General features: G+C 52.7%; 16 protein-coding genes. 8 read left to right on the forward strand and 8 right to left on the reverse strand.

What is annotated here, in order from left to right; genetic code table 11:
• Positions 1-118: 118 nt before the first annotated feature.
• Positions 119-1984 (forward strand): prenyltransferase/squalene oxidase repeat-containing protein, encoded by a 1866-nt coding sequence (locus B1748_RS22565; RefSeq protein ID WP_256975871.1) that lies wholly within the window; start codon positions 119-121, stop codon positions 1982-1984.
• A 547-nt stretch (positions 1985-2531) separates the two neighbouring features.
• On the opposite strand, the gene B1748_RS22570 is transcribed toward B1748_RS22565, so the two are convergent.
• Together B1748_RS22570 and B1748_RS22575 are read right to left on the reverse strand one after the other, a co-directional pair.
• A complete protein-coding gene (locus B1748_RS22570) occupies positions 2532-3203 on the reverse strand; it encodes a DUF559 domain-containing protein (protein WP_087570207.1) in 672 nt (223 codons plus the stop codon).
• A 265-nt stretch (positions 3204-3468) separates the two neighbouring features.
• On the reverse strand, positions 3469-4389 hold the full coding sequence (locus B1748_RS22575; RefSeq protein WP_087570208.1) for an aldo/keto reductase: 921 nt from the start codon (positions 4387-4389) through the stop codon (positions 3469-3471).
• A 222-nt stretch (positions 4390-4611) separates the two neighbouring features.
• Here B1748_RS22575 and B1748_RS22580 point away from each other — a divergent pair, with 222 nt between their 5' ends.
• Positions 4612-5001 carry a MerR family transcriptional regulator gene (locus B1748_RS22580; protein ID WP_087570209.1) on the forward strand — a complete coding sequence of 130 codons (390 nt, stop codon included), beginning with the start codon at positions 4612-4614 and terminating at the stop codon, positions 4999-5001.
• 108 nt (positions 5002-5109) lie between these two features.
• Here B1748_RS22580 and B1748_RS22585 read toward each other — a convergent pair whose 3' ends face one another.
• On the reverse strand, positions 5110-6687 hold the full coding sequence (locus tag B1748_RS22585) for a hypothetical protein (RefSeq protein WP_087570210.1): 1578 nt from the start codon (positions 6685-6687) through the stop codon (positions 5110-5112).
• A gap of 73 nt (positions 6688-6760) precedes the next feature.
• Here B1748_RS22585 and B1748_RS22590 point away from each other — a divergent pair, with 73 nt between their 5' ends.
• Positions 6761-7603 (forward strand): MBL fold metallo-hydrolase, encoded by an 843-nt coding sequence (locus tag B1748_RS22590; protein ID WP_087570211.1) that lies wholly within the window; start codon positions 6761-6763, stop codon positions 7601-7603.
• Between the two features lie 150 nt (positions 7604-7753).
• On the opposite strand, the gene B1748_RS22595 is transcribed toward B1748_RS22590, so the two are convergent.
• Complete coding sequence (locus B1748_RS22595; RefSeq protein WP_087570212.1) at positions 7754-8956, reverse strand: ROK family protein; 1203 nt, start codon at positions 8954-8956, stop codon at positions 7754-7756.
• A gap of 330 nt (positions 8957-9286) precedes the next feature.
• On the opposite strand from B1748_RS22595, the gene B1748_RS22600 reads away from it, so the two are divergent.
• The 3 genes from B1748_RS22600 to B1748_RS22610 all read left to right on the forward strand — a co-directional run bounded on the left by B1748_RS22600 (position 9287) and on the right by B1748_RS22610 (position 11528).
• The gene (locus tag B1748_RS22600; RefSeq protein WP_087570213.1) at positions 9287-9919 is read left to right on the forward strand and encodes a chromate transporter; all 633 of its coding nucleotides are present in this window, start codon (positions 9287-9289) and stop codon (positions 9917-9919) included.
• Positions 9920-9965: 46 nt separating this feature from the next.
• Complete coding sequence (locus B1748_RS22605) at positions 9966-10508, forward strand: chromate transporter (RefSeq protein WP_087570214.1); 543 nt, start codon at positions 9966-9968, stop codon at positions 10506-10508.
• 162 nt (positions 10509-10670) lie between these two features.
• Entirely contained in the window at positions 10671-11528 is an 858-nt protein-coding gene (locus B1748_RS22610; protein ID WP_483874417.1) for a formylglycine-generating enzyme family protein, read from the forward strand.
• Positions 11529-11607: 79 nt separating this feature from the next.
• Here B1748_RS22610 and B1748_RS22615 read toward each other — a convergent pair whose 3' ends face one another.
• Positions 11608-12435 carry a helix-turn-helix domain-containing protein gene (locus B1748_RS22615; RefSeq protein WP_087570216.1) on the reverse strand — a complete coding sequence of 276 codons (828 nt, stop codon included), beginning with the start codon at positions 12433-12435 and terminating at the stop codon, positions 11608-11610.
• Positions 12436-12535: 100 nt separating this feature from the next.
• On the opposite strand from B1748_RS22615, the gene B1748_RS22620 reads away from it, so the two are divergent.
• Positions 12536-13345 carry a phytanoyl-CoA dioxygenase family protein gene (locus B1748_RS22620; RefSeq protein WP_087570217.1) on the forward strand — a complete coding sequence of 270 codons (810 nt, stop codon included), beginning with the start codon at positions 12536-12538 and terminating at the stop codon, positions 13343-13345.
• Between the two features lie 30 nt (positions 13346-13375).
• Positions 13376-14179 (forward strand): sugar phosphate isomerase/epimerase family protein, encoded by an 804-nt coding sequence (locus B1748_RS22625; protein WP_087570218.1) that lies wholly within the window; start codon positions 13376-13378, stop codon positions 14177-14179.
• Between the two features lie 96 nt (positions 14180-14275).
• Here B1748_RS22625 and B1748_RS22630 read toward each other — a convergent pair whose 3' ends face one another.
• The 3 genes from B1748_RS22630 to B1748_RS22640 all read right to left on the reverse strand — a co-directional run bounded on the left by B1748_RS22630 (position 14276) and on the right by B1748_RS22640 (position 17343).
• Positions 14276-14638, reverse strand: coding sequence for a c-type cytochrome (locus B1748_RS22630; protein WP_087570219.1), 363 nt, complete (start codon positions 14636-14638; stop codon positions 14276-14278).
• A gap of 217 nt (positions 14639-14855) precedes the next feature.
• Complete coding sequence (locus B1748_RS22635) at positions 14856-16403, reverse strand: ABC transporter substrate-binding protein (RefSeq protein WP_087570220.1); 1548 nt, start codon at positions 16401-16403, stop codon at positions 14856-14858.
• Between the two features lie 49 nt (positions 16404-16452).
• Positions 16453-17343, reverse strand: a complete 891-nt coding sequence (locus tag B1748_RS22640) for a carbohydrate ABC transporter permease (protein WP_087570221.1) — start codon at positions 17341-17343, stop codon at positions 16453-16455.
• Between the last annotated feature and the right edge of the window lie 11 nt (positions 17344-17354).

Raw genomic sequence — 17354 nt, forward strand, 5'->3', positions numbered from 1 at the left:
CTATATCATGCCGATTGACCTGTGTATAGGTCAATAGTTCTATTGTTCGTGCAGATCCTATCCTACTCCTAACACGCATATATATGTAGCAAAGAAACGGGAAAAGGATGGGCATGCAATGGACATGAATGAAATAAGGGACGGGATTCGTGCGCTCGCGATGGGGGCAATGGCTTCTCAGTCATCGGATGGATCGTGGCGTTTATGCCTGGACACCGGGATCTCGACGGATTGTTATTGGATCGTATTGTTGACAGCGCTCAGACGAAGGGATGACGCCTTTATCCGACCGCTGGCCGCGCGGATAGCCTCTTTGCAGCAGCCAAATGGAGCGTGGAAGCTGTATCCCGACGAGGAAGGCAGCTTGGAGGCGACGGCGGAAGCCTGTTACGCGCTGTTATGCGCAGGGTTCTATTTGGAGACGGATGGTGCGATCGAAAGGGCTAAGCAATATATTCGCTCGAAGGGAGGACTATCTCAGGCAAAAAGCTTGCTGACGCAAGTTATTTTCTCCGCGACAGGGCAAGCAGAGTGGCCGAAGCAGTTGCGGCTGCCGTTGGAGTTGTTTTTTTCGCAGGCAGGGCTCGATCTCTTTTCGTTATCGGGGCATGCTCGCGTCCATCTCATTCCGACGTTAATCATGTCGAATCTGCAGTTCTCGGCGCGCAACGAATGGATGCCGGATATGGGAGACCTGTTTGTTCACGGGGAGCGAACTTTTGCCAACGACCATACATGGATCTCGGCGCTAAATGTGTTTTTATCGGCAATTCCGTTTGACAGCTTGCCTGTCATCGGTTCGCCGAACGCGCTGGAGCAAGCTAGGCAATTTATGCTGGAGAGGCTGGAGCCGAACGGGACGCTGCTCACATACTCGACTTCGACCATTCTGATGGCATTTGCGCTTATGGCGATGCAAGAGCCTGTCGCATCTCCTCTGATGGATCGACTCCTGCAAGGCGTCCTGTCTCTGCAATGCTGGAATCGTGCCGGCATTCAGACAGCTTCGTCCGAGATATGGGACACCGCCATGATTAGTTACGCACTAAGAGAAGCCGGTCTTCCGACTTCTGAAACCTCTACATCGCTGGAGAACGCCGCATTGTACCTTGCCGGCAGGCAGCAATTTCGTGTCGGAGATTGGATTCGCAGAAGCCCGCATACGGAGCCGGGAGGATGGGGCTTTTCGGACGTGAACACCTTCTACCCCGATGTGGACGACAGCGTAGCTGCATTGAGAACGATCCGACCCTACTTGAGCCGGCTGCCGGATGGACGCGCCAGCTGGCAGAGGGGGTTGAACTTCGTGTTAGCCATGCGTAATGACGATGGGGGATGGCCAGCTTTCGAAAGAAGGGGAAGCTCGATAACGGACTTGTTCTTTACCTTCGACGGCAAATCCGATATCGCATCGGATCCTTCTACAGCGGATCTCAGCTGCAGGGTGCTGGAGTTTCTAGGCAAGGAGCTGGAGATGACAATCGGCCACAGTTGGGTGGACGATTCCGTGAAGTGGGTGTTGTCGCGCCAAGAGCGTGACGGAAGCTGGTATGGCAGATGGGGAATAGCTTATGTTCACGGAACGGGCATGGCGCTGCAAGGGCTGCTGGCCGTAGGGCTGGCGAAGGACCATCCGGCCGTAACGAAAGGCGTTCGCTGGCTGTTCGACATACAGAATAGCGACGGTGGCTGGGGAGAAAGCTGTGTCAGCGACGAACGGAAACGGTATGTGCCTCTAAACGCCAGCACACCGTCGCAGACGGCATGGGCGCTAAACGGACTGATAGCAGCCCACGACAAGCCGACTTTGGAGATGGAGCGGGGAGTGGAGGCGTTGCTGCGAATTTTGCGAGCGGGAGACTGGACATCTGTCTACCCGACGGGAGCGATGCTGCCAGGCAGCATGTATGCCCATTATCCAAGTAACAATGTCAGTTGGCCGTTGCTTGCGCTGTCTGCGTATGTGAACAAATTCGACGAATAGAGTTATTGGAGGTGCTGGCCGCTGCCGCTGTGCGGCCGGCACTCCTCCCATACCTGCACCCGCACCCACACCGCACCCGCACCGGCACCCGCACCGGCACCCGCACCCGCACCCGCACCCGCAGCTACAGTTACAGCTACAGCTACACTTATCACTTCGTACGCGGAAAGCTACTCGATGATTGTGCAAATATGCTCAATTTTTCTCCCGATTTCAGCTGATCGTGAAAGAATTGTACCAGAATACACAATTTTGGCCTACTGAAGAGGCGTTTTAGCTTGCTACTATTGAAATTTATGTATATTTGTACAATTTTACTGTTTACACCTGGTCTACCCATGAAAATTGTGTATATTTGTACAATTTTCCTCTGTTGCCTACTGAAAGCCTCCTGAAAGCCTACTGAATACTTAATGAATACCTCCCGAATCCTACTGTACCCCTAGGCACGAAGCTGAATAGCAAACATGGCACAGTTTTGTACAAGTATTGCCGTGAAATTAGTGTGTAAATGTACAAAACGATGCCACCAACTATCCAGCGACTCTTATCTGAGTGCAAATAATGCATGAGGCTTCATCACGTACTTCACCACGTATTTGCCATTTGGGACCGTGACGGAAGTAAACAAGCCGTGATCGCATAATGAACGCAGTGCCTTGACGGCTGTACGCCGGTCGATTCCGACGTGCTTGGCAACATCGGCAACCCGCAGGGGTCGAGCGAGCGTATAGGCGAGCCGAATCGTCTCGCGTTCGGCCAGCGAGCAGATTGTCACAGGTGTAGCCGATGCCTCGAATCGGCTTAAGACCATGCGAAGCAATGTTACGCACAGCTCCGGGCGTTGAGCCACATCGTCGTAAGCGAAGGAAATAACGTGATAGCCGATAGAGGTAAGGAACGTTTCCCGATTGAGCTCATTGCAATACTTTTGTCGGTCCATGTTTTTGACGTGGGGGCCAAAGTCTTTTATTTCTATGACAATCTTCTCCATGCCCGTCATATACACAAAATCGCAAAAGTACGAGTAACCGCGCCAATCCAGCACCTCGTACTCCGGATGGAGCCCATGAAAGTTACCCCGGAGCGGCCACCATACCTGCTTGCAAAACAGCGTTTCCGCTTCCAGATGTCCACGCTCCAGTCTTCCTTTTCGCTCCCCGGCCCGTCTTTCCAAATGCCACTGGATAAACGCTTCGTGTTCCTTTTCGAACGTCATCGTGATCATCTCCTCTCATTTTTACGGTAATGCAAGTTTTTGCAAAAACATCGTGAAGCCGTCAACAAACGCCGCGCGATGTGCTACGTGCATGTTGCATTCGCGCAAAAAAAGAACGCGCAAATCAACCTGGCAGTCAGGTGGATTCAAGCGTTCTTCGCCGAAGGCGGACGACTGTCAGCTGCAAGATTTCCAAGCAGTTTATATGTCGTCAGCTTCATTTTATAAGCAGTGTCCCAAATAAAATACGAGCAGCTTACTACCGTTAAGGCACCATATTACCTGCAGCTTTGTAGATGCCGTACCATTCCTGGCGCGTCAGCGGGATATCGGAGCCTTTGCAGGAATCCTTGAGACGGCCGACGTTCGTCGTGCCCAGCACGACCTGGATATTCGCCGGATGACGGGTAATCCAAGCCACGGCAATCGCCGTGTTGGTGACATCGTATTTGGCCGCGAGCGTGTCGATATACTCGTTAAGCTCCTTGTAGTTCTCCAAATCGCCGAGGAACGGACCTTTAAAGAATCCTTGCTGGAATGGCGACCAGGCTTGGACCGTAATATCGTGAAGACGGCTGTAGTCGAGAATGCCTCCATCGCGGTTGACGGACTGGTCGATATTCATGTTCAGCGCAATGCCGGAATCGACAAGCGGAGTATGCGCGATGCTGAATTGCAGCTGGTTGGCGACGATCGGCTGTTTTACGAATTTTTTGAGCAGCTCGATCTGCAACGGCGAATGGTTGGAGACGCCGAAATGACGGACCTTGCCGCTCGCTTGCAGGCTGTCAAAGGCTTCGGCGACTTCTTCCGGCTCCACGAGCGCGTCGGGACGGTGCAGCAGCAAAATATCCAAATAATCCGTGTTTAGACGCCCAAGAATACCATCGACGGAAGCGAGGATATGCTCCTTGGAGAAGTCGAAATAACCGCCGCGAATGCCGCATTTGCTCTGGATGATCATCTTTTCGCGAAGGTTTGCGTTCATGCCAATCGCCTTGGAGAAATGTGTCTCGCATTCGCCGCCGCCATAGATATCCGCATGGTCGAAGAAATTGACGCCCTCTTCCATCGAGGTGCGAATAAGCGTTTCGGTGTCTTGCAGGGACATGCCCTTAATGCGCATGCAGCCGAGGACAATATTGGAGGCGGTTAGATCCGTGCCTGCTATTGGAATCATTTTCATAGTAAGGTTGGCTCCTCTCGAGAATAGGTTCTACAACAACATACAAGATAGAGTGGACTCTAGGTCAATACATCCAGAATACATTGGACAAAAAAAGCTGGCGCTGTTCTGCAAAGCCGCAATCTAATGTTTGTTCCTTGCAAGCATTGACAATCCCGGGAGGTTGGCGTAACCTCTAGACATTTAGTATATATGTATTGCTTTGGAAAGCGGGTATGAATCATGACGTATTCGATATCTCAGGCGGCCGAAAAAACGGGGCTGTCCATCCATACCATTCGATATTATGACAAAGAAGGTCTGCTGCCATTCATCGACCGCCGCAATGGGACACGGATTTTCAGCGAGCAAGACATCGACTGGATCGATCTCATCTGTTGCCTTAAGCAGACGCGTATGCCTATCAAGGATTTGCGCAGCCTGATCCAGCATTGCACCGACAATGACGCAGTGCTCGAGAAGGGGATGGAAATTTTGCTTAAGCACAGGGAGATGGTCGAATCGCAGCTGGTGGAGCTCCAGAACAGTCTGAAGACGATCAATTACAAAATTAAGCATCTCCCACGCATGTACCAGGAACGGTTCGCGAAGGAGCTGCCGCTGCAAAAATAGTCGCGATCAGGAGGCGGAAGCCGACGCTAGCGTAAAGGGGCGGCTTGTTGGCCGACCCTTCGCGAATGCCACTTGTGCGGCTATGCCGCTAACTCCAGCCTTCGCATCTTACCGGCTATGCTTAAGTGTCAGCGTTGCGCCGGTCACGCTCTCATAGGAGGCGGACAGCGGCTGCTCGGAAAATACGGGCGCATTCGCTTGCCTGTTCTCCACAAATGCGCTGAGCGTCGTCAAGCCGTTCGCCCCGGCTTCCCGGATGGAGATCGCTTCGACGACGACGCCATTGCTGCCGCTTTCGATCGACTCGATCTCGCAGCGATCGGGTTTGGACGTCAGGCGGAACGGCTTCATCAAGTGGATGGCGAGCATCGCTTGTCCGACGATGCCATACACGGCGCGAGCATCCGCAATCCATTCTCCCGGGGGCAACACGCCTGCAAGAGATTGACGTGCTTCTTCCTGAGAGGTAGGCTGGTACAAGGCAATAAGCACATTGCGGTCCAGCGCGATCTCCTCTGCTTCGCCGCTATGGCGCAGCTTGTCGCCAGCTTTGGCTGCAGGCAGGACGAAGTAAGCTTGGTTGACGGTACCATCTGTCGCAGGAAACGTCACATCCCAGCGATGCTGCTCGTTGTCGAATTCGGCCGCTCGCTCCAGCATACCGCCAAGCGCAAACGATTCGTCCATATAGAGGATGCTATGTAGGCGTTCGCCGGACGGTTCAAGCGCGGAAGCGGGATAGTCGCGTTTCAGCTGATAGGGGTAGGATCGCTTTAACGCGGATTGCCTGATGTAATCCGGGATCTCGTAACCCAGAAGCCCGGCATATTCCGGACGATGAACCGTTTCCGGCAGAGGGAAATCGCCGAATTGCACATAATCGAACGCAGCGCAGCGGTCAGCAGGCGCGTCAGGCGGCAACGAACGCGAATGCGGTCCCGCCCATGCCCCGCGGAAATAATAATCGGCACGTTCCTGCCACAGCCATTCAAGCAGAGACTGGATGTCAGCTTTGACAGCATCGTCACGGACTATCTCCCAAGCGGCCGCATAAGCTTGCGTCCAGTGCCAGAACCATGGCAGGATGCCGTATTCCGACATGCCGTAGGTCTTCAGCTGCGTCAAAGTGGATCGTACGCGGGCCGCTCCTTCTCGAAGCAATTCCGAATCCTCAAGTACGGTGCCTAGTAGAAGGGCAGCAGCGGTATGTTTCGCTTCATGATGGTTATACGTTCTTAGCGGCGCGGCATAGTAACGAGAACGATACGTATGCTGGGTGGATAACGAAAGCTCGGAGCGAAGCTCCGGCGTCAAATCCGGTTTATGCTTTTCGTGGAAGAAAGTAAGGAGACAACACATGATCTCGACAGGCAGCTTGTTGATCGGCGCTTGCGCAGGATCGTCTCCGAGGTTCAGCGGCCAATGCCCGTAAGTAGCGCTGGCCGGATCGCGGTCTTGCAGACGCAAGACTTTCGTCAGTACGGAAGTAGCCAGATCAAGGGCAGACGATTGCTCGAGCGCGAGGGTCTGGCCTTCGCTTGCAGCAGTGTACAGATAAGAAGCATAATAGAAGTTGTCGCGGATGTCTCCATGGAACCACAGTCCGCTGGGAAGCAGGGGCGTGGCACAGGCACGGTCCGCTATCAGCTTTCTAAGCTGCTGCTGGCGTTGCTGTTTTGTAGTCATCGTGTGATCCATCCTTCCGATCGTTTCATAGATTCTACCCTATTATATCATTTCATTTGAGGAGAGCGAGCATATGAAACCACACAAGTATTCTGCAACCGTATTCAATCAAATGCATTCCACGACACTGCCGCAAGAAGCGATTGCCATCTGGTCATTGGGACAGGAAGGATTTCTGGTCAAATGGAAGGAAACCACCGTCCTCTTTGATCCGTACCTATCCGATTGGGTTTACGAACTTGCCGGCGATCCTTGGCAGAGAGCTTTCAAGACGCCGTTGTTGCCCTCGGAGTGTCTAGACGTGGACTATGTCGTCTGCTCGCATCACCATGAGGATCATATGGACAAGCTTACCTTGCAAGAAATAGCCCGATCGAACAAAACGAAGTTCATCGTCCCCAAAGCTCACCTGGGCCTAATGATGGAATGGGGAGTCGCCGAGGAGCAGTTGATCGGGATTTCGCATGGAGATAACCTGCAACTGGCGGAGGGCGTATCGATTGCCGCGCACGCAGCGAAACACGAGGATTTTGAAACGGATGGGGCAGGTGAGCATTTTTACTTAAGTTATGTCGCTACGCTGGGAGAGATCAAGTTGCTGCATGCCGGGGATACCATTGGCTTTACGGAGCTGGAGGATTGGCTGAAGCCGCAAGAGATCGACGTCGCTCTGCTGCCGATCAACGGTCGCGATTATGTCCGGGGTCGCAAAGGCATCGTCGGCAACATGAACTACAGGGAGGCTGCCGAGCTCAGCGTCGCGATCGGCGCAAGGCTGACCGTGCCGATGCATTACGGATTGTTCGCTCATAATGACGAGAATCCGGCTTATTTCGTCGATTATATGTACAAACATTATCCAAGTTCGAGCTTCCATATGTTCGCGCCGGGCGAGCGATTCGTTTATTTGAAGTAGCGAAAAACGGCTATCGGAGCGCTTCGATTCCTATACATTAAAAAATCACGTTGTTGCTCTCCTGCACCAGGCAGACGGGGGCATACAACGTGATTTTTCTTTTATCCTGATAGGACAGCCGATCGTCGTTTGAACCGAAAGGCCGGGTTATTATACCGGCATCGCCTTCCAGACCATCAGAGCCGCGCCGGTCGCGACGGCGTCTTCCTTGAGCACGCCCTTGGAGAACACTGGCACGTATTCCGGATTATGATAGGCGTTGCTTCGGGCAACCTCCGTCGCTGTCTGGAAGAAGCGCTCATGCGAGGTTACCAGCGTGCCGCCGAGGACAATCGTCTGAGGGTGGAACAGGTTGATCACATTGGACAAGCCGATGCCAAAATATCTCGCCGAGCGAAGGAACAGCTCGGATACGTAGGCACTGTCTCTCGCCAGCTCCCGGAGCAGCGTATCGTAGCCGATACGCTCGGCAGGGAGATGGTACATATTCGTCAGGTCGCCGCGGCCCATCTTGGCATCCGAGCGTGCCTGCTTCTCCAGCGCCTGGACGGAGACAAATGCCTCCAGCGCTCCGTAGTTGCCTTCTTCGTTAAGGCGCGGCCCGTCGGTCTGAATAATCATCTGTCCGATGGAGCCCTCCATATCCACGGAGCCGTAGACGATGCGGCCATAGGACATCATAGCGGAGCGCATGCTTATTCCTGCATGCACATAGACCATATGTTCGATGCCTTCGTGCCGCAGCGCCCAGTGCTCGCCGATCAACGCGGTGTTCGCTCCGTTATCCAGCATGGCGGCAATCCCCGTCGCTTGTTCGATCAAGCTGCAGATGGGCACGTTGCTCCAGCCCTTTGCAGGGAAGTACAGCGGGTTCAGTATGATGCCTTCCTCGCGGTTCAACGGTCCGACGGCACCGATGCCGATACCGATGATCCGGGACTCCGTCAAGCCATGATCGGCCAGCAGCACCCGGATTTGCCCCGCGACATACTTTACGAATTGTTCCGGCGTCATATCCTCATCCATTCGCCAGCGGACGAAAGACTTGGGATTCATGTCCATGTCGAACAAACCAAGCGTGGAGTAAAAACGCGAAATTTCCAGTCCAAAAACGTAACCGTAGGTTCCGTTAATTTTATAGAGTATGGGCTTCCTTCCGCCGCTGGAAGGGCCGAATCCGGATTCCGCGATCAAACCGTCGCCCAGCAGCTCTTCCAGCAGGCGATTCATCGTGCTCGACGTCAACGAATAGCTTGGAAGCAAATCGGCCTTGGAGACGATGCCCTGATGCGCAATATGTTGATACACCGTTTGTTTCACGGATTGTTTTGCGGTTTGTCCATCTGTCCTCATCCCAACTTCTCCTATTCCTTTATACACCTTTAATATTCATCATAGCTTAAAAGAAGGGTGGTTGCTAGAATCTATACAAGTATATCCACTTATTTGCAAAATGATAAAAACTTCAACAAATCCTCAGTATTCCCCTCTGGATAATGTCAAGAATTCAACGGTTTTCCCTGTATTAGACCATATTACAAATACTTATAGCCCTTTTCATAAAAACTTAATTCCAAAATGAAAAAAAGATGATATACTAGTTCTATAGAGTTTGGAACGGAAAGCTTGATTGCATAAATTGGCATTGATTTTCAGATGACATCATGGGGGGGACGGGAGAAGATGACGGAGACAGGGAAAACAATCTGGCAGCTGTTCACAACGTTTCTGAGAATAGCTCCGGCGACCTTCGGAGGCGGCTTTGCGGTCATGCCGGCGATGGAGAAGGAAGTTGTGGAGAAACGCAAATGGATGGACAGCGAGGATATTGGAGATGTATTCGCTGTTGCGCAATCCATTCCAGGCGCGGTTGCGATTAATTCCGCTACTTTTATCGGATATCGGATCGCCGGCATTCGTGGAGCGTTAGCCGCTATGATAGGGATGCTGCTGCCAACGTTCTGTATTATCGTTGTGCTGTCTTATGTATTTCTGCAGGTGAAGGACAATCCCAAGATTGAAGCGGCATTTCTGTCGATCAGGGCGACGATCGTGGCGCTTATCGCGTATGCAGCCATCAAATACGGTAAAAAGGCGCTCGTCGACAAAGCATCGGCCGTACTGATCGGGGTCACCGTGCTGCTCCTGTTCGTAGGAGGTTCCTTGATCCATCCGCTTCTGATCATAGCTGGCGGTGCAACCGCGGGAATCGTGATTCAGGCCATTAAAGCGAAGCTCGGACAAGAGCGAAGCAAAGAGTTGCGGCAGGAGCGAAGCGGCAAGGTGCAGGAGCAAATATTTGATTATATGATCTAGGCAATATAGGTTAGGAACATGCACTAACATGGGAGAGGCGATGAGGATGATTCTGCTGGAGCTGTTTCTGACGTTCTTACTGGTCGGTTTCATAGCTTTCGGTGGCGGATATGCCATGATTCCGATTATCCAGCAAGAAGTCGTCGAACGGCATGGCTGGATGAACGTGACAGAGTTTACGGATATGATCGGAGTGGCGGGGATGTCTCCTGGACCAATCGCTACAAATATTGCCATATTCGTCGGCATGCAGCAAGCGGGTATTGCTGGAGCGATCATTGCCGCAATTGGCATGGTGCTGCCATCTTTGGTCATTATCGTGGCGGTAGGAACGATATTTTTCCGGATTCATCAGAACAAGTGGGTCCAGTCGTCGCTATACGGGTTGCGTTCCGTTATTACAGGACTTATTCTATATGCAGCGGTTGTATTTGCAGTGCGTAACGAGCTTGTGACGTCGATATCATGGTTTACGCTTAGCCAGCTCCTGATCTTCGCGGGTTCGCTTGCGGCGTTGCTGCTGCTTCGCAAACATCCGTTAACGATTCTTATTATATCCGGTTTAATCGGTATTGCGTTATACAGCTAAATATTGTAACAAGCAAGGGGGAATAGGATCTTGAATGAAGACAAACTGCCATCCTGCTGCGCGGCTTCGCGCGACGGGATCCATATAGAGACGAAATCGTCGGCGGCAAGCGGTCTCATCAAGCTGGAACGGTGGAAAAAGGAGTCGGATAACCCCGTCCCGCTGCATGACGATCTGGTCCTCATTCCGGAAGGCCGCTTTCTGATGGGAACGGACACAAGAGAAGGTTTCCCTAATGACGGGGAGGGCCCGGTACGACAGGTGGAGGTAAAATCGTTCCGCATGTCGCCGTATGCCGTTACAAATGCCCAGTTCAGCCAATTCGTAGAAACTACGGGGTATCGCACGGAAGCCGAGGTTTTCGGCTGGTCGTTCGTGTTCCATCTGCTGGTGTCGGAGGAGACAGGCAGGAAGGTGAAGACGGTGCCGCAAGGAGTGCCGTGGTGGCTTGTTGTGGAGGGAGCAGACTGGGCGGCGCCTGAAGGTCCTGATTCGTCGATCGCGGACCGGATGGATCATCCCGTCGTTCATATCTCATGGAACGATGCCAATGCCTATTGCCGCTTCGCCGGAGTCCGTCTGCCCAGCGAGGCGGAATGGGAATATGCGGCAAGAGGCGGTCTCGAGGGAAAGACGTATCCTTGGGGCGATCTGCTGAAGCAGGACGATCAGCATCAATGCAACATTTGGCAGGGGAAATTTCCTGTAAAAAACAACGCAAGCGACGGTTATGTCGGTACTGCGCCAGTCCATGCGTACAAACCCAATGGGTATGGTCTGTACCAGATGTCCGGCAACGTCTGGGAATGGTGCGCGGATTGGTTCTCTCCGGATTATCACAGGACGACATCAGCCGTTAATCCGATATACAGCAAGCAGACCGCCAGCCGATCCATGCGAGGCGGCTCCTATCTCTGCCATCGTTCTTACTGCAACCGCTACAGGGTGGCAGCTCGAAGCTCCAATACGCCCGACAGCTCGACGGGCAATTGCGGCTTCAGGGTCGTGCGCGACGTCTAACGCATACTATTTATTGCCAAACCTCTCTTACGCGAAACTGCGGAATAGAGGTTTTTTCGTTTTATAGGAAATGATGAAACTACTCCTTCCGCCGATAATCGGAAGGATTAACGCCGAACATCGCGGTAAATTGCTTCGTGAAATAGAAAGGGCTCTGAAAGCCGACCTGGCCGGCAATCTCGGACACTAGCGATGGGGTATGCTTCAGCAGCCTCGCGGCATGCTTGAGCCGCAGCTTAAGCAGCGTCTCCAAAACGGAGTCCCCCGTCTGTTCCTTGAACAAATGCGAGAAGCGGGACGGCGAAAGCGCCACGCGCCTGGCCAAGGCCGGAATGGTGTGAGCAACGTTCAGGTTGTCGATCATATAATTCAGCGTATCGGCGATCCGTTCATCCAGCCGTTGCTCCGTCGTAACCGCGTGCTGGGCCAGATGAATAAGCACTTCCTCCAGCGCGTTAAGGGAAAGCAGCTCGGCATGGCGTCCCGTATGCCGGTTTTCGCGAACCAGCCGAAGAAAAGCGCTTTTCATTCGTATGAAGGTTGAAGATGTGCCCAAGGAAAAAGTCATGATGCGACTCCCGTTCTGCGGCATGCGCAGAAGCTCAAGCCAGCGAAGCTCCGGGATAAAATGAACCCAAACAAAATCCCAATAACCATGCTCAGGCGCGTAGTAATGATGGGGCGTTCCCGGCGGAATCAGTATAATATCTCCATCCGCAGGCATAAAGACCTCATCTCCCAGCCGGTATTCGCCCACGCCGCCTAACGTCAACGTCAGCAGCCAATCGCGAGTCCCTTCCGGACGAATGACCTCGTATCCATACGTCTCTTGGAAGTGGCCGGAGACCAGGACGCCGGGCGGAGGAGTGAAAGTCGTTGCAGCAGGATTGTTATGGTTATCGGCCATTATCGTTATTCCCCCTCTTGGTTCGAAATTCTATAATGAAACCATGAAGAAAGCAATATTGAATTGACAATCATGGATCCGCAAACGGAGGGGAAGAGATATGGAGAAGCAGGTTCGTATATTAAGCGAAGAGCAAATGCAGCAATTTGTAGAGGAAGGTTTTATTATTGTGAAAGGGCTGTTCCAGCCGGAAGAGCTCGCCGAAATATCGGATACATTTGAGAGAATCGGCCAGAATCCAGTGCCTGGATTTTTTGAACCCGATATGGAGGCAGGGACGGAGGATCCGCTGAAGCGCTACCCGCGCGTCATGCAACCGCACCGGTTCAACGATACCGCGAAGAAGTATATGCTTCATGCGCCTGTTATGGCAGTGCTGCGAGAGCTGTACGGCGAGGAAGCGTTAGCCGCGCAAAGCATGTTCTACTACAAGCCGCCAGGTTCGAGAGGACAGGCGCTGCATCAAGACAACTTCTACCTGCAAGTGGAGCCGGGCAATTGCATAGCCGCATGGACCGCAGTGGACGCTGCGGACATGGAGAACGGCGGACTGCTGGTTGTGCCGCGCACGGGGGAGCATGAGATCAGCTGTCCGGAGCTCGCGGATTCTGCGGAGTCGTTTACAACCCATTATGTAAAGCCGCCCAAGGACCGGGCTGTCGTGCCGGCGGTCATGGATCCGGGCGATGTTCTATTTTTTAATGGCAACCTGATTCACGGTTCCTACCGGAACAAGACGAAGGACAGATTCCGCAGAGCGTTTATCTGCCATTACGCCAATGCATCCGCGTCCCGTATAAGCGGCTTTTACCGTCCGTTGTTCCGCGAGGACGGCACTTCCGTCGATCTTGAGTTAAACGAAGACGGCGGACCTTGCGGCGTGGAATTCGACAAAGCTTATCCGCACTAATCGTACGGTTGCGAAAAAGGAGGACTTACAGTGAGATTGCTTACGTATCAATCGCTGTGGGGTATGGAAGGAAAGATGACGGAGAAGCTGGAAGCGGCCAAAGCAGCCGGTCATGACGGCGTCGAGACGGTGCTGCCGTCCGCGGACGAGGCAACGTTATTTAAAGAAACGCTGGAACGGCTCGATCTGCGGTTTATAGCGCAAATCCATACAATCGGCGATCATCTCGCTAGTTTCGGCGAGCTGGTAGAGCGGGCAGCTGATTTCCGTCCCGTTCTCATCAACGCCCAAAGCGCAAGAGACAGCATGAGCGAGTCCGAGCAAGATGCCTTTTACGAAGGCGCGTTAAGGATCGAGAAGCAATTCGGCATACCGGTCGGTCATGAGACGCATCGCAGCAGACCCTTGTTCACGCCATGGACGACGGCCAGGTTGCTCCGCCAATTCCCCGAGCTGAAAATTACAGCGGATTTCAGCCATTGGGTAAACGTCTGCGAGTCGCATCTGCAGGATCAGGAGGAGAATCTGTCTTTCGCGATTGAGAGAACGGTTCATATCCACGGAAGGATCGGATACCCCCAAGGCCCGCAGGTGCCACATCCTGCAGCAGACGCGTTCCAGGGGGAGCTGGAGCTGTTTACCGGCTGGTGGCGCCGTATGCTGCTGCCACGCAAAGAGCGGGGGGAAGCATTCGCGACATTTACCGCGGAGTTCGGTCCTCCGGGTTATATGCCGATCCATCATGAAACGGGCGCTCCCGTCGCCGATCTGCAGGAAGTGAACGACTGGATGACAACCTATATGAAGCAGCTCTATAAAGCTTGGAGCCTCTGAGAGGATCATAGCAAGGCGCCATCCTAGACGATCTGTGAAATATAATAAGCCCCGCCTGGCGCTAACGCCGGGCGGGGCTTACGGCCGTGGAGGTTGTTACTTCATCTCCGCCAGCCAATTCGTAAGATTAATCAGTTCTTCTTCCGTAATCTTGCCTTCGAAAGATGGCATTCCGCCGCTTTTGCCTTTTAGTACGGTCTTGTAGATCTCTTCTTTGCTTCTCAAGCTGCCGATATTCGCAAGCGCAGGACCCATAGCGCCTTGGTACTGATCGCCGTGACATCCCATGCAGTTGCTCTTGTAAAACGCTTCGGCAGTTGCAGCATCCACAGGCGTATCGGGAACGGTAAACTGCTCCTCAGCTACGTGCTCCTCTTTCTCCGGGAGATTAAACGTGAGCAGGTATACGGCCAACAGGCCAGCTACTCCGAGCAATGTTGCCATAATCCACTTATGCATGCCCCATAACCTCCTTCCCTGACAGGCTCACCTAAATTCAGATTCTAGCACTTATTAGCTATTTTTTCAAGAAGCAGCACGGACTATACACAGCTAGGGAATAAGGTTTTTTAATTTGTCAAACATTGTTCATATTTGACCCGTTTCATGAAAGAAAACCGCCGTCAGCCCAGGCTGATCGACGGTTTTCCATGAGCGGGCGGGAAGGCTTAAAACATTATTGTCCGATCCCTTTATCCTTTTTGAATTGCTCCCATTGCGCATTGATTTCGTTGTCGAACTTCTCTTGACCGGATGCGACCAGCTTGGCCCGATATTCCGGCAATACTTTGGACGGATCGACGGATCCGGATTCCAGCGCGACACGATATTCGTTGTTGATGGCCGTAATATTGGCCACTTCCGCCTTCATGTTTTCTTCGTTGACACCGAAGCCGCTGGATGCAGGGACGATGGCGCTATCGTTGAGCTCGATCGTTTTTTCCCAAGTGTCCGGTGCTTGACCCGGCTTTAAGTAAGCATTGAACTGGTTGCCGAATACCCAGTCGCCGTTAGGCGCATAACCGGAATCCTTGATCGGCTCGATGAACTTGTCGTCGATTTTCGTATAATGTTTGCCTTCGATGCCGTTGCAGATCAGATTGTACAAGTAGGGGTCCGTGTTGAGCAGGTTAATGAGCATAAGGGCGCGTTCCGCGTTTTTGGAACCTTTGTTAATGACATGCATGGCGCTGGCAATTCCCGTGAAGTAGCTGTCCGCGATCGGCGCGTAGACGACTTCGTTGCCGCCATTTACGGCCATTTCGCCAACTTCGCCGCCTGGCTTGGAGGTGAATTCAAGGCCGACGGCTACGTTGCCTTTAGCCTTGAGATCGTTAATATTTTGGATGATAGGCGCATCTTCATTAATATAACCCGCTTGATACCAGGCGCGCATCGTATTATAATAATCCGTTTTGCTGTCAAGCGCTTCCAGACCGCTCACCATCTTTAGCATCGGATCGTCTTTTTTGTACGTCACGGACATGCCCTCGCCAACCTCGTCGCGGTTAGCATACAGTCCCCACGAGTTTTGTGCAAGACCAAGCGGGATGATGTCCGGTTCGTTCTCCTTAAGTTGCTTCAGGAACGGCTCGATATCCTTGTAGGTTTGAATGGAAGCCAGGTCCAGGCTGTATTTGTCGACGAAACGTTTCTGAATGACCAAGCTTTTGGTTTTGGCGGCGACCTGATAGATCGGGAAGCCGTATACCTTGCCGTCGACGGCGTTCATGTCCGGCCAGAATTTGTCCGGAATATTGGAGCGGGCTTCCTTGGCATACGTGTTGATCATGTCTTCGGTAATCTCGAGATAAGCGCCGCGGTCGATGTATGGTTGATAGTTGCCGAGCCAGCCCTTGGAACTCCAAGCGATGTCGAAGTTTTCGCCCGCGGCGAGCATGGCGTTAAGCTTCGGCTCGTATTCATCGAACGTAAGCGGTCTCAAGTCGACGGTGGCGTTGATTTTTTCTTTCAGATATTTGTTGATTTCATCATTGACCAGCTTCTGATCCGGACCTGGATTCGAGGCTACGGGATAGATGAAAGTCAGCTTCGCATCAGGCAGGGATGGAATCTCCGAAGCAGCTGAGGTGGGATCGGTGCCGGCGCTTGGCGCATTCGTTGCTGCGGGAGCGTTGTTCGTATTGGAGCAGGCGGCCAGCAAGCCTAAGCTGAGGACGAGAGGAACCCATTTGCTCCAGACGGTCGTTTTTTCTTTTTTCACGTTGAACCCTCCAATGTATGTTTTCTATATTTGGCACAATAGTCGTCCCTTATCCTTTCAAGGAACCTACTGTAATACCCTTCACGAAATATTTCTGGAAGAAAGGAAAGATGACAAGCATGGGACCGCCGGCTAGAATAGCCATAGCCATTCGGACGGACATGGTCGGGAAGTTCGCGAAGGCCAGCTTGTCGGCCACCTGGGCCAGCGGCGAGTTCGCAAGAAACTCGATCTGCGTCAGGATGCGAACGAGCAGAAGCTGCAACGGCACGAACCGGTCATTGTCGATGAACAGCAGCGCGTTGTACCATTCATTCCAATAGCCGAAGGAAATGAATAGCCCCAATGTGGCCAGAGCCGGCGTGGACAAGGGAAGAATGATCGTAAAGAAGATCCGGATTTCCCTGGCGCCGTCCACTTTGGCGGATTCGATGATCTCCTTGCCGATCTTGTCGAGGAACCCCTTCATGATCATGATATTGAACGGACTTAGAAGGGCCGGGATAATAAGGGCCATAAGCGAGTTCTTTAGATGCAGATATTGCGTCATTAAAATGTAGAATGGAATCAGGCCGCCGTTGAACAGCATCGTAAAAAAGATATAAAACGTAATCGGCCGGTTGTAACGGAAGTCGCGGCGCGAGATGGGATAGGCGGTCATCGCCGTCAGCAGGAGCGAAGTAACCGTTCCGATGACGGTTATCATAATGGTGACCAGGTAACCGCGGATCAGCGGATCCGGCTGTGCGAACGTGATGCGATACGCTTCCAGCGACCATTCCTTAGGAATGAACTGGTAGCCGTTTTGCACAAGGCTGTTCTCCGAGGTCAAGGAGATGACAACGACCAGGACGAACGGCAGGGCGACCATCAAGCACAGAATCATCAAAAATAGATTGATGCAGCCGTTCATGATGTTGAATCGTTTGGCGGTAGGCATCGCTGTGTTGC

The organism is Paenibacillus sp. MY03 (assembly GCF_002165585.1).
GTDB lineage: Bacteria > Bacillota > Bacilli > Paenibacillales > Paenibacillaceae > Pristimantibacillus > Pristimantibacillus agaridevorans.